The sequence below is a fragment of the Streptomyces macrosporus genome (assembly GCF_039533145.1).
Taxonomy (GTDB): Bacteria; Actinomycetota; Actinomycetes; order Streptomycetales; family Streptomycetaceae; genus Streptomyces; species Streptomyces macrosporus.
The window spans coordinates 67,628-80,274 of the sequence record NZ_BAAASZ010000032.1; the positions used below are offsets into that span (position 1 = coordinate 67,628).

General features: G+C 74.7%; 9 protein-coding genes. 5 read left to right on the forward strand and 4 right to left on the reverse strand.

Annotated features, from left to right (window positions below; translation table 11 throughout):
• Window positions 1–82: 82 nt before the first annotated feature.
• The gene (locus ABD335_RS23765) at window positions 83–1,243 is read right to left on the reverse strand and encodes an adenosine deaminase (protein WP_425583721.1); all 1,161 of its coding nucleotides are present in this window, start codon (window positions 1,241–1,243) and stop codon (window positions 83–85) included.
• Between the two features lie 12 nt (window positions 1,244–1,255).
• Between ABD335_RS23765 and ABD335_RS23770 the strand changes: the two genes are divergently transcribed.
• Together ABD335_RS23770 and ABD335_RS23775 are read left to right on the forward strand one after the other, a co-directional pair.
• A complete protein-coding gene (locus tag ABD335_RS23770; protein WP_344327011.1) occupies window positions 1,256–1,909 on the forward strand; it encodes a DUF4190 domain-containing protein in 654 nt (217 codons plus the stop codon).
• 52 nt (window positions 1,910–1,961) lie between these two features.
• Window positions 1,962–2,825, forward strand: coding sequence for a DUF4190 domain-containing protein (locus ABD335_RS23775; RefSeq protein WP_344327013.1), 864 nt, complete (start codon window positions 1,962–1,964; stop codon window positions 2,823–2,825).
• On the opposite strand, the gene ABD335_RS23780 is transcribed toward ABD335_RS23775, so the two are convergent.
• Together ABD335_RS23780 and gabT are read right to left on the reverse strand one after the other, a co-directional pair.
• Entirely contained in the window at window positions 2,822–3,421 is a 600-nt protein-coding gene (locus tag ABD335_RS23780; protein WP_344327015.1) for a phosphatase PAP2 family protein, read from the reverse strand. The genes ABD335_RS23775 and ABD335_RS23780 overlap by 4 nt on opposite strands.
• Before the next feature lie 313 nt (window positions 3,422–3,734).
• Window positions 3,735–5,087 carry a 4-aminobutyrate--2-oxoglutarate transaminase gene (gene gabT, locus ABD335_RS23785; RefSeq protein ID WP_344327018.1) on the reverse strand — a complete coding sequence of 451 codons (1,353 nt, stop codon included), beginning with the start codon at window positions 5,085–5,087 and terminating at the stop codon, window positions 3,735–3,737.
• A gap of 317 nt (window positions 5,088–5,404) precedes the next feature.
• Between gabT and ABD335_RS23790 the strand changes: the two genes are divergently transcribed.
• Both ABD335_RS23790 and ABD335_RS23795 read left to right on the forward strand, forming a co-directional pair.
• Complete coding sequence (locus tag ABD335_RS23790; RefSeq protein ID WP_344327020.1) at window positions 5,405–7,462, forward strand: ATP-binding protein; 2,058 nt, start codon at window positions 5,405–5,407, stop codon at window positions 7,460–7,462.
• A gap of 227 nt (window positions 7,463–7,689) precedes the next feature.
• Window positions 7,690–9,399, forward strand: coding sequence for a PucR family transcriptional regulator (locus ABD335_RS23795; RefSeq protein WP_344327022.1), 1,710 nt, complete (start codon window positions 7,690–7,692; stop codon window positions 9,397–9,399).
• 110 nt (window positions 9,400–9,509) lie between these two features.
• Here the strand turns inward: ABD335_RS23795 and ABD335_RS23800 are convergent, their stop codons facing one another.
• Window positions 9,510–10,850: a M14 family metallopeptidase gene (locus tag ABD335_RS23800; protein WP_344327024.1), complete on the reverse strand. Its 1,341-nt coding sequence runs from the start codon at window positions 10,848–10,850 to the stop codon at window positions 9,510–9,512.
• Window positions 10,851–11,098: 248 nt separating this feature from the next.
• Between ABD335_RS23800 and ABD335_RS23805 the strand changes: the two genes are divergently transcribed.
• Window positions 11,099–12,553, forward strand: a complete 1,455-nt coding sequence (locus tag ABD335_RS23805) for an aldehyde dehydrogenase family protein (RefSeq protein WP_344327026.1) — start codon at window positions 11,099–11,101, stop codon at window positions 12,551–12,553.
• The last annotated feature ends 94 nt before the right edge of the window (window positions 12,554–12,647 follow it).

Sequence of the window (12,647 nt, forward strand, 5' to 3'; positions counted from 1 at the left end):
GGCGCCTTCCCGGCGCCGCGGGCCCGGCACCGCTCCCGGTACGGACGGCCGCGGCGGGCGACCGCCGCGACGGCCGGGCCGGTCAGGCCGACCAGGAGGCGAGGTGGGCGTCGATCTCGGCGAGCAGGGACGCCTTGACCGCGTCGGGGGCGAAGGAGGCGGTCACGGCGTTCTTCGCCAGCGCCGCCACCCCCGCCGCGTCCAGGCCCAGCAGCCGGGCGGCGATCTCGTACTCGGTGCACAGGTCGGTGCCGAACATCGGCGGATCGTCGCTGTTGATCGTGACCAGGACGCCCGCCTTGACCATCTCCGTCACCGGGTGGTCGTCCAGCGACGCCACGGCCCGGGTGGCGAGGTTGGACGTCGGACAGACCTCCAGCGGAATCCGGTGCTCCGCCAGGTGTTCCAGCAGCTTCGGGTCGCGCGGGGCGCTGGTGCCGTGGCCGATGCGCTCGGCGCGCAGGGAGGTCAGGGCGTCCCAGATCGTCTGCGGGCCGGTGGTCTCGCCGGCGTGCGGGACGCTGTGCAGGCCCTCGGCGATGGCGCGGTCGAAGTACGGCTTGAACTGCGGACGCGGCACCCCCACCTCCGGACCGCCCAGCCCGAAGGAGACCAGGCCCTCCGGGCGCAGCTCGCAGGCCAACCGGGTGGTCTCCTCGGCGGCCTCCAGCCCCGCCTCGCCGGGGATGTCGAAGCACCACCGCAGGACGACGCCCAGTTCGGCCTCGGCGGCCCGGCGGGCGTCCTCGATCGCCTCCATGAAGGCCGCCTCGGGTATCCCGCGTTGCGTCGAGCTGTAGGGGGTGACGGTCAGCTCGGCGTAGCGGATGTTCTGCCGGGCCATGTCCCGGGCGACCTCGTACGTCAGCAGCCGGACGTCCTCGGCGTCGCGCACCAGGTCCACCACGGACAGGTAGACCTCGATGAAGTGAGCGAAGTCACGGAAGGTGAAGTACTCCGCGAGCGCGTCCGGATCGGTCGGGACCGCCGGGTTCGGGTGCCGGGCGGCCAGCTCGGCGACGATGCGGGGGGAGGCGGAACCGACGTGGTGGACGTGCAGCTCGGCCTTGGGGAGACCGGCGATGAAGGCGGACAGGTCGCCGGGGCCGGTACCGGTGCCGGGATTGGACAAGTTTCCTCCAGACGGAAGCGGGCGGGAGCGCGGCCATCGTAGGCGGGCGGTGGGACACCGCGCACGGGCCGTCCGGCCGCGCTCCCGCGCATACGATGGCCGGACGCGCACGAGGAGGGGGACATGCCGGACAGCCAGAGATCGCCACGGCACCACACGCCGGGGAACGGCTCCGGGGGGAGCGAGCCGCCGGGCGGAACCGGCGGGTGGGCCGCCCCCGTCGCCGACCAGCCCACCGTGACGGCGCTTCCCGGCCCCGGCGGGCCGCCCCCGCGGCCGCCGTACGGGTCGGGGCCCTGGCAGCCGCCCCCGGCGCCCGTGCCGCCGCCCGCACCCGGCGTCGGCGGACACGGCGGGTACGGACACGGGTACGGACACGTCCACGGGTACGGGGCCGGCCGGCCGCCGCTCCCGCCGCCCCCGACCAGCGGCATCTGCACCGCGGCGCTGGTCCTCGGCGTCATCGGCGTCTTCCTGGTCTCGACCGTCTACCTGGCGGGCCTCGCCGTCCTCACCGCCCCCGTCGCCATCGGGCTGGGGATCTCGGCACGCCGCAGGGTCAAACGGGGCCAGGCGCACGGCGGCGGTCTGGCCACGGCCGGAATCGTCCTGGGGATCGTCTCCTTCGTGATCGGCGCCGCGGTCACCGCGCTGATCGTGTTCGCCGTCGTCCTCGGGGGCGAGGAGGAGGGGAACGAGAGCTCCTGGGAGGACGACGGCACCTTCCACGCACGGGCCGTCGCCACCGCCGGCCGGACCCCGGACGGGGACCGGTGATCGGAACACGACCGCCTCTCCCCGGGGTGGAGACTCCAGCCGAGGAGGACCGGTGACGTCCGAGCAGCACCCGTTCCCGCCCGCGCCCGGTCCGCGGCCGCCGTACCCGGCACCCCACGGCAATCCCCCCGGAAACCCGTGGGGAGGCGTACCGGGCGGGGCGTACGCGCACGGCTGGGCGCCGCCCCCACGGCCGCGCAACGGCATCGGCGTCGCCGCGCTGGTCCTGGGCATCGTGGCGGCCGTCACGGGGGCGTCGTTCTTCCTCAGCCCGCTCGGATGCGTGCTCGGCGTCGTGGCGCTGGTCCTGGGCACCGCCGGCCTGCGGCGCGTCCGGGCGGGCACGGCGACCAACCGTGGGCAGGCGCTGGCCGGGGTGTGGACGGGCGCGGGCGCGGTCCTGCTGTCGGCGGCGCTGTCGGTGGTCCTGGCCTTCGCCGTCTGCGGCGTCCTCCGCTTCACCGAGGTGACCTCCGAGGAGGGCACCGTCCACCGGCCGGCCGCGCCCGGCGAGGCCGTGGTCTACGGCGACGGACTCACCGTCAGGGGCTCCCTGGCGGTCGAGGAGGGCGCCGGTCCCTCGGAAGCGGGCCGGGTGCGGATCGTCTTCACGCTCTCCAACGACGGGGACGAGACGATCGACCTGAGGGACGGCGACATCGAGTTCTCCGCCGACGTCGAGCCGATACCCGAAGGCGACGTCGAGCGGGCGGCGTCGACCCCCGACGAACTGGCGCCCGGCGACAGCGCGAGAGCGGAGTTCTCCATGCCCGTCCCGGAGGGCACGGTCTTCCTGAGCGCCGACTACGCCCCGGGCGCCGACCACGACGTCGCGTTCTGGGACTTCGGCACCCCGTTCCCCGACGTCGACACCCCCGGGCAGCCCGAGGGGCCCGACGACACCACGTCCGTCTAGGGACCGTCCGCCCCGCCCCGCGCCGGGGCGGGCGGCGCCGTCCGGCACGAGACGGCCAGCAGCGGCACCCCCAGACACCAACTGCCCAGCACGTCCAGCGGCCAGTGGTACCCCCGCCACACCAGTCCCGCGCCCACCGCCGCGCACAGCAGCGCGGCGAGGGCCGGCAGCAGGCGCCGCAGGCCCGCGCGGACGTGCGGCAGCACCAGCAGCACGGCGCCGCCGTACGCCACCACGGCCGTCGCCGCGTGTCCCGAGGGGAAGTACTCCGTGCCGCCGAGCGGGCCGGGCCGGTCGGTCAGCGCCTTCAGGGGCGCCACCACGGCCGGTACGGCGGCCATGGCGAGGGCCGCCGCCAGCGAGGGACGCCACCGGCGGCTCCGCAGTCCCGCGTACAGCAGCGCCACCGCCAGGACGGGCAGCGCGACCTCCACGTTGCCCAGGTCGGCGAGGAGTTCGGCGAACCCGGTCGGCGGGGCGTCCGCCCGCAACCGGCGGGCCAGGTGTTCGTCGGCGTCCGCCAGCGGCCCGTCGACCACCACCTGCCAGGCGACGGCGGCGAAGACCGCCAGGGGCAACAGGACCGGTACGGCCACGGAGCGACGGAACGACGGGGCCGGAACGCGAGACGGCGCTCCCGGAACAGGGGGGAGGGTTCCGGGAGCGCCGTGACGACCGGTCACCGCGCGCCCCGGGGGGTATGGGGCGGGCGGCCGTCCGATCGGTGAGGAATGTGCGCGAGGGCACAGCCGGGCCGGAGAAGGGGAATCACCGGCTCGGCGCCGTCCGCGGTCACCCGCGGACGAGACACCGCGTTCTTCCGAGAAAGACCGTACGACAGGCGGCGGGCGGTGGACAGGCGTGTCACCGCAAGGCCATGGCCCTCGCACACATTCTTCACGGGGCTCCTCACTCCAGGCCGGCGAAGGCCTCCTCCAGCACGTCCAGGCCCTCGTTCAGCAGATCCTCGCCGATGACCAGGGGCGGGAGGAAGCGGAGCACGTTGCCGTAGGTGCCGGCGGTCAGCACCAGCACACCGGCCTGGTGGCAGTGCCGGGCGACGGCGGCGGTGGTCTTCGCGTCCGGCTCCTTGGTGCCCGGCTCGACCAGCTCGATGGCGATCATGCCGCCCCGGCCGCGGATGTCGCCGATGACGTCGAACTTCTCCCGCAGCGCGGTCAGACGGCCCTTCATGATCTCCTCGATGCGCCGGGCCTTCGCGTTGAGGTCCAGCTCGCGCATCGTCTCGATGGCGCCCAGCGCGGCGGCGCAGGCCACCGGGTTGCCGCCGTAGGTGCCGCCCAGGCCGCCGCCGTGCACGGAGTCCATGATCTCGGCCCGGCCGGTGACCGCGGCCAGCGGCAGACCGCCGGCGATGCCCTTGGCGGTGGTGATCAGGTCCGGGACGATGCCCTCGTCCTCGCAGGCGAACCACTGGCCGGTGCGGCAGAAGCCGGACTGGATCTCGTCGGCGATGAAGACGATGCCGTTGTCCGCGGCGAACTGCCGGATCGCGGGCAGGAAGCCCTTGGCCGGCTCGATGAAGCCGCCCTCGCCCAGGATCGGCTCGATGAGGATCGCGGCGACGTTCTCGGCCCCGACCTGCTTGACGATCCGGTCGATGGCCTCCTTGGCGGCCTCCTCCGCGCAGTTCTCCGGACCGGTGGGCCAGCGGAAGGGGTAGGCCACCGGCACTCGGTAGATCTCGGGCGCGAACGGACCGAAGCCGTGCTTGTAGGGCATGTTCTTCGCCGTCAGCGCCATGGTGAGGTTGGTGCGGCCGTGGTAGGCGTGGTCGAAGACGACGACGGCCTGCCGCTTGGTGTAGGAGCGGGCGATCTTCACGGCGTTCTCGACGGCCTCGGCGCCCGAGTTGAACAGCGCCGACTTCTTCTCGTGGTCGCCGGGGGTGAGCCTCGCCAGCTCCTCGCAGACCTCGACGTAGAGCTCGTAGGGGGTCACCATCGCGCAGGTGTGGGTGAACCGCTCCAGCTGGGCGGTGGCGCGGCGCACCACGGCCTGGGCGCTGTTGCCGACCGAGGTCACGGCGATGCCGGAGCCCAGGTCGATGAAGGAGTTGCCGTCGACGTCCTCCAGGACACCGCCCCCGGCGCGGGCCGCGAACACCGGCAGGGTGGCGCCGACGCCCCCCGCCACGGTCGCCTGCTTGCGGGCCATCAGCTCCTGCGACTTCGGCCCGGGGATCGCGGTGACGACGCGGCGCTCCTGGGGGAGGCTCGGACCTCCGGACAGTTCGGTCATGGCGGGCTCCTCGGTATGAAGGGGTGCTGCTTCTTCGCAGGCTAGGGGGCGGAAAACGGCGCTGACATGCACCGTCGCGGAGAAGTGGCCGCGCCGTGTTGGCCGCGGTGGACATGGCCGGTTCCGTACGGCGGCCAACTCCCCGCTCCGGAGACTAGATTGGGACGGTGGACGGGCGAGGGAGTGCCGGACGAGGAGCAGAGCGGCGGATGGTCGGCTACGGGGCGCACGGGGCGGGGGACGCACGGGGCTCGCAGGGGTCCTGGGGAGGGGCTGAGGCCGTGCCGGCGGTGCCCCCGCCCCCGCAGGCTCCTCCGATGCCGCGGTGGGCGCCCGCGGCCGGGCCCTCGCTGGACGAGTGGCTGCGCACGCCGCGACCCGAGGCCGGACCGGGCGTCTGGCGGTACGGGCACCGACCGAAGCCGCCGGAGGACCCCGAGCGGTTGGACGACCGGCAACTGCTGGGCGGCGCGGCGCTGGCGCTGCTGTGCGGACTGCTGGTGTGGTCGCTGTGCTTTCACGACTACATTCCGACGAACTGGCTGGTGAACTGGCTGACTCCCGATTCCTGGGTGCCCTACCCGAACAGGGGTGTTCCCGGCAACCCCGATGCCATCGCCGCACTCGCGTACTTCTTCTACTTCCTCGTCGCAGTCCTACTGGCGTACGTCTTCGGCCGTCTCGGTCACTGGGGCGAGGTCTGGCGCCGTTACGTCCGCCCGAGGCTGACCGGGCCGGACGGCGGCCCGGGGCGTCCCGCGCCGGCCGTCCCCGAGGGCGGACCCGCAGACCCGGTCCTCTGGCCCCACCTGCGGGCCGCGGGCGAACACGCCGCCGCCGACCGGCTGACCGCCGAGATCCATGCCGGGCGGATGAACGACGTGGACTACGTCCGGATCGACCGCGCCTGGCAGTCGGCGCGGACGCGGCCGGACCGTCTTCCCGTCTTCGTCGAGGCCGTGCTGGGCCGGGGCGCCGCCGCCTTCACCCATCCCTCCGGCGCCCGGGACCTGCCCGTGCGGGCGGCCCGGCACGACCTGCTGACCGGGCAGGTGCGGCTGGGGGCCGCGCCCGACGAGGACCGCAACCCGTACGCCTACCGGGGCGTCTCCCTCGCCCTGGAGCCCGCGCTGCTGAGCACCTCGCTGCTGGTGGTGGGGCCCTCGGCCGCCGGGAAGACCAGCCGTGTGGTGCGGCCCGTGGTCGAGTCCCTCGCCCTCCAGGCGCTCGCCGGGCGGGCCGCGGTGGTCGCCGTGGGAGCGGCGGGCGCCGGACTCGGGCCCGACGACGCCTACGACGTGGTGATCAGGCTCGGCCACCCCGACTCCGCCCACGACCTCGACCTCTACGGCGGCACCGACGACCCCGACGAGGCCGCCGCCGTCCTGGCCGAGGCGCTGGTCGGCGACGCCCCCGGAGGCGCCGGCCTCCAGGGGAGCGAGGCCGACACCCGTCGCGCCGCCACCGCGCTCGCCCAGCTCATCGGCCCCTACCGGACCGCGCACGGCCGCTTCCCGTCCGTGCCCGAGCTGCGCGAGTTGCTGGACGGGGTGCCGGTGGCGCTCGCCGCGCTGCGCCAGGCGTGCGAGGCCGTCGGGGACGGCGCCGCCCTGCGCGAACTGGACGCGCGGGAACGCCAGTCCGGGCGTCCCGGCGATCCGGGACCGCTGCTCGCCGACCGGATCGCGCTGCTGGACCGGCCCGCGTTCGCCGGTTTCTTCGACACCAGCGGCACCACCCGCCCCTTCGCCATGCGGGACCTGGAGCATCCGCTGCGGGTGCGGATCGACCTGCCCGAGCGTGGGCACGCCGAGGCGTCCCACCTGCTGGCCCGGCTGCTGCTGGCCCAGTTCACCACCTGCGCCCGGACCCGCGACGAGCGTTCGCTCTTCGCCTGCCTGGTGCTCGACGACGCCGCGCACACCCTCACCCCCGCCTCCGTGCGGGCGATCCAGCGGCTGCGGACGGCGAACGCGGGCGTGGTGCTGGCGCTGCGGGGCCTGGACGAGGTGCCCGAGCCGCTGCGCGCGGCGGCGGTCGGGGCGGTCGGCTGCCGGGTGGTGCTCTCCGGCGTGAGCACCTGGGACGGCGAGGTGTTCGCGCAGGCGTGGGGCCGGGAGTGGGTGAAGACCGAGGACGTCACCCACAATCCCGACTTCTCCGGCGGCCTGCTCCGGCGCGGCGTGCGTGGCGTCCGCACCCTGTTCACGGGGGTGCGGGCGACGACGAAGTCGGTCACGGTGCGCACGGTGCAGCGCGAGCGGTGGTCCGCCTCCGACCTCGCCCACAAGGTGCCGCCGGGCCATGCGGTGGTGTCGCTCACCACCGTCCGCGGCGAGGCGAGTCCGCCGATCCTGGCCCGGCTCGGGGAGTAGGGAGCGGCGGAGAGGCCGGAAGGCGGGACCGGAGGCGGGGGACCGGGGAATCGGAGGGAGAACCGGGGGAGCGCGGAGGGGCGCGTGAGGGCGCGTGCGGCTGTACGGTTAGGCATAGTTCGGTCTTCTCCTCACTACCGTACGTCCAAAAAGTCGTCTCGTTCCGTCCCTCGACCGGGCGCCGCCGAGAGAAGCGTCCGCCCGCCGGAAAGGGCACCAGGTCAGCCATGCCCCTCACCCTCGCCTCGCTGGTCCAGCACTCCTCGCTCAGGCTCACCGTCCTCGCGGGCGAGAGCCGGTTGGACACCCCCGTGCGCTGGGCGCACGTGAGCGAGCTGGCCGACCCCGTGCCGTACCTGGAGGGCGGGGAACTGCTGCTGATCACGGCGATGAAGCTGGACGTCGAGGACGAGGACGCCATGCGCCGCTACGTCGGGCGGCTGGACGCCGCCGGCGTGGTCGGGCTGGGCTTCGCGGCCGGGGTCAGCCACGAGGAGGCGCCGCGGGCGCTGGTCACGGCCGCCCGCGAGATCGACTTCCCGCTGCTGGAGGTGCCCCGGCGCACCCCGTTCCTGGCCATCAGCAAGGCGGTCTCGGCGGCCGTGGCGGCCGAGCAGTACCAGGCGGTCACCGAGGGCTTCGAGGCCCAGCGCGAGCTGACCCGTGCCGCGCTCTCCGCGGAGGGCCCGACCGCCCTGCTGGCGCGGCTGGCCGCCCACGTCGACGGCTGGGCCGCGCTCTACGACGTCTCCGGCGCGCTGGTCGCCGCCGCCCCCGCCTGGGCGTCCCGCCGCGCCGCCCGGCTGACGGGCGAGGTGGAGCGGCTGCGCGACCGGCCCGCGCCCGCGAGCGCCGTGGTGAGCGAGCCCGGGGGCGGCGACCGGGTGGGCGACCGGGTGGAGTTGCAGTCGATCGGCTCCGGGCGGCGGCCCCGGGCCGTGCTCGCGGTCGGCACGGACGCCCCGCCGGGCACCGCCGAGCGCTACGCGGTGAACTCCGCCGTCGCCCTGCTGACCCTGACCACCGAGCGGTCCCGCGCCCTGCAGGAGGCCGAGCAGCGGCTGGGCGCGGCGGTGCTGCGCATGCTGATGGCGGGGGAGGTCGACCACGCCCGGGCGGTCGCGGGCTCGCTCTACGGGGGGCTGCTGGACGCGCCGCTGCGGGTGGTCGTGGCGGAGGGCGCCTTCACCGGGGCCGGCCGGCGGCGCGCGGCCGGGGGGCCGGAGGGCCGCGGGGGCGAGGTGGACGCCGGCGCTCCCGGAGAGAAGGAATCCGGCGGCCTGCCCCCCGCGGTGGAGACGCTCGCCGAGCGGATGGAGGCGGCGGCGGCCCGGGCGGGGGAGTCCGTCCTGCTGGTGCCGCACGGCGCCCGGTTGACGGGGCTGGTCGCCGACGGCGGTGCCGCCGCGGCGGCCTGCGCGGAGTTCGCCGCGGCGGCCGAGGCCGCCGGCGAGGGCGACGCGGAGCACGGGGTGGTCGTCGGTGTCTCGGCGCCCGCCGGGCTCTCCGCCGCGGCCGTCGCCTTCAAGCAGGCCCAGCAGGCGCTGTCCGTCGCCCGCCGTCGGGGCCGGGCGCTCGTCGAGCACGAGGACGTGGCCTCCGGGTCGGTGCTCCCGCTGCTCGCCGACGACGCCGTGCGCGCCTTCGCCGACGGCCTGCTGCGGGCGCTGTACGAGCACGACGCGCGCGGGCGCGGCGATCTGGTCGCCTCGCTGCACGCCTGGCTGTCGCGGCACGGGCAGTGGGACGCGGCCGCCCTCGACCTCGGCGTCCACCGGCACACCCTCCGCTACCGGATGCGGCGGGTCGAGGAGATCCTCGGCCGGTCGCTGGACGATCCGGACGTGCGGATGGAGCTGTGGCTGGCGCTCAAGGCGACGGCGGCCGTGCCCCCGACCCGGGAGGATCGGAAGAGCCGGGGCCCGTCCTCGCGGTAGCGCCGTTCGCCCTCGGACGTCGCGGGGCGGGCGGGGCGCGGCGGACGGGCCCCGGCGGGGCGGGACCGGAGGCGGAGCGCGAGCGGCTCGGGAGCGGCTCGAGAGGCCGATCAGGAGGCGCAGTACTGCGCCTGCTTGCCGATCGAGCGGTACATGCAGTCGGCGTTCTCCAGCAGCAGCAGGACGGCGTCCTCGTTGCGGCTGGTCTCCCGCTCGATCACCTCGTCGGGCGGGTAGAAGCCCTCCCGGCCGTTCGGCCCGGGGTACATCTCGAAGGTGTAGCTGAAGACGCGGTGCACGGCCCACATCCAGTCGTTGATCGAGCCGTCCGTGATGTACAGGTCGCTGGACTGCTGCGGGGTGTAGCCGTTGCTGGCGGCCATCGCCCTGCCGACGGCGGCGAAGGCGTCGCGGTCGTCCCGGGTGAGGCCCTCGGCGGTGTCGTCGTAGGTGTGGCCGTAGGGCCACAGCACCAGCTCGCTGTAGGTGTGGAAGTCGATGTGCGCCTTGATCTGCTGCTTCCCGCCGACGACCCGGCTGTTGACGAAGCCGGCGACGACCTTCACCTCGGTGCCGGAGCCGGCGGACGGGCCGCGGTAGGTGGCGCTGGAGGGGTTGGAGGAGGAGCCTCCGCAGCAGCCCCACTTGTAGGGCCAGTTGCGGTTGAGGTCGGTGCCGATGTACGAGGAGCCGGGGGTGGGCTGGCGGTTCTTGCGCCAGCTCCGGTAGCTGCCGGTGGCGATGTCGTACTCGCCGCCGTCGGGGTTCACGTCCGGGATGATCCACAGCTCGCGCTGGTCGACCATCCGGGTGATGCGGGGGTCCGAGCCGTACCGCTCGCCGAACTCGCGGATCACGTAGAGCGCCATCTCGACGGTGAGGTGCTCACGGGCGTGCTGGTGGTGGGTGAACAGCACCTCCGGCTCGTTCTCGTCGGTGCGGACGTTGTCGCTGATCTTGACGGCGACGATGTCGCGGCCCTGGTGGGACGTGCCGATGACCCGCGTGGTGATGATGTCCGGGTACTTCCGGGCGTACCCGTCGATCGCGGCCGTCATCTCGGCGTGGTTGTGGTAGCCGGAGTCGGCGGACGGGAAGTCGAGGGTGGTCGCCCCTCCGTCCGCGGCCGTCCGGTTCGGCGGGGCGGGGAGCGGGGTGAGGCGGTGGCCCGCCTTCCGGAGCCTCTCGGCCTGCGCGGCGTCGGCGGTGACCACCACCGAGTGCTCGCGGACCGCGTCGATCGCGGCGCCGGTGCGGGCGATGGCCGTGCGCTGCTCGCGTTCGGCGACCCCGGTGATCTCGTACTGCCGGTCGCCGGTGACGGCGGTGGGGGCCGGCCGGCCGTCGTCGGGGGGAGCGGCGGTGGCCTGCGCCCCGAGCGGAACGGCCAGTGCGAGGGTGAGGAACAGGGCCGCGGTGGTGAACCGCCGCCCGTGGGGATGTCTACGCATCGCGTCTCCTGGGGTGTCCAGTTCGACGGGTGGGGGTGGTGCGTGTGATGTCATGCTCGCGGCAAACGGACGGCCGGGCAACCGCACCGCTCTGCCAAAGCGGTGCAAGGGGTCTCCGGAGTGCGACGCACCGGACAAGAGTCCCGCACGGGCGCGACCCCTACGGTGGTGGCGGGAGCCTGCCGCACCGCAGCCGGGCCCCGATCACCGTTCATCGCTCCACCACTTCGGAAGGGCCGGGATACGCAGTGACCACAGCGACACCCACGCACGCGTTCTGGCTCGCCGGCCGCGAGGCGACCGGCGACGAGACCCTCGAGGTCACCTCGCCCTGGGACGGCCGGACCGTCGGCACCGTCAGCGTTCCCACCGAGGCCCAGGTCGAGGAGGCCGTGGCCGCCGCGGCCGAGGTGGCCGCCGAGTTCGCGGCCACGCCCGCGCACGTGCGCGTCGCGGCCCTGGACCACGTCGTACGGCGCCTCACCGAGCGCGCCGAGGAGATCGCGCGGCTGATCTCCGCCGAGAACGGCAAGCCCATCAAGTGGGCCCGCGGCGAGGTCGGCCGCGCCGTCTCGGTCTTCCGCTGGGCCGCCGAGGAGGCCCGCCGCTTCAACGGCGGCACCACCCAGCGGCTGGACACCGACGCGGGCGGCACCGGCCGCCTCGCCCTGACCCGCCGCTTCCCGCGCGGGCCGGTGCTGGGCATCGCGCCGTTCAACTTCCCCCTCAACCTGAGCGCCCACAAGGTGGCCCCGGCCATCGCGGTCGGCGCGCCGATCATCCTCAAGCCCGCCCCGGCGACCCCGCTCTCCGCGCTGCTGCTGGGCGAGCTGCTGGCCGAGACGGACCTGCCCGCCGGCAGCTGGTCGGTGCTGCCCGTGCCCAATGACCGCATGCCCTCCCTGGTGCGGGACGAGCGGCTGCCGGTCGTCTCCTTCACCGGCTCCGGGCCCGTCGGCTGGTCCATCCTGGACTCCGTGCCCCGCAAGCGCGTCACCCTGGAGCTGGGCGGCAACGGCGCGGCGGTGGTGCTGGCCGACTACTCCTCGGAGGCCGACCTGGACTGGGCCGCGCAGCGCATCGCGACCTTCTCCAACTACCAGGGCGGCCAGTCCTGCATCTCCGTCCAGCGCGTCATCGCCGACGCCTCGGTGTACGACCGCCTGGTGCCCAGGATCGTCGCCGCGGTCGAGGCACAGGTCACCGGCGACCCGTCGGACGACGCCACCGACGTCGGCCCGCTGATCAGCGAGGACGCCGCCAAGCGCGTGGAGTCCTGGGTGGACGAGGCGGTCGCCGCCGGGGCGAAGCTGCTGACCGGCGGCAAGCGCGACGGCGCCGCCTACGCGCCCACCGTGCTCGCCGACGTCCCGGCCGACGCCACGATCGCCTGCGAGGAGGTCTTCGGCCCCGTGCTGACCGTCACCTCCGTCGACGGCGAGGAGGCGGCCTTCGCGGCGGTCAACGACTCGAAGTACGGCCTCCAGGCGGGCGTGTTCACCCACGACGTGCAGACCGCCTTCCGCGCCCACCGGACCCTGGAGGTCGGCGGCGTGATCATCGGCGACGTGCCCTCCTACCGCGCGGACCAGATGCCCTACGGCGGCGCCAAGGAGTCCGGCATCGGACGCGAGGGCGTGCTGTACGCGATGGAGGACTACACCTACGAGCGGGTCATGGTCCTCACCGGCCTGGAGCTGTAACCGGACCCGCACGCCACGGCGGCCGGGACGCGCGCGCCGCGCGAGACGGGCCGTGCTCGGCCTGCTGTGCCTGCTGCTCGCGGCGGGCCCGACG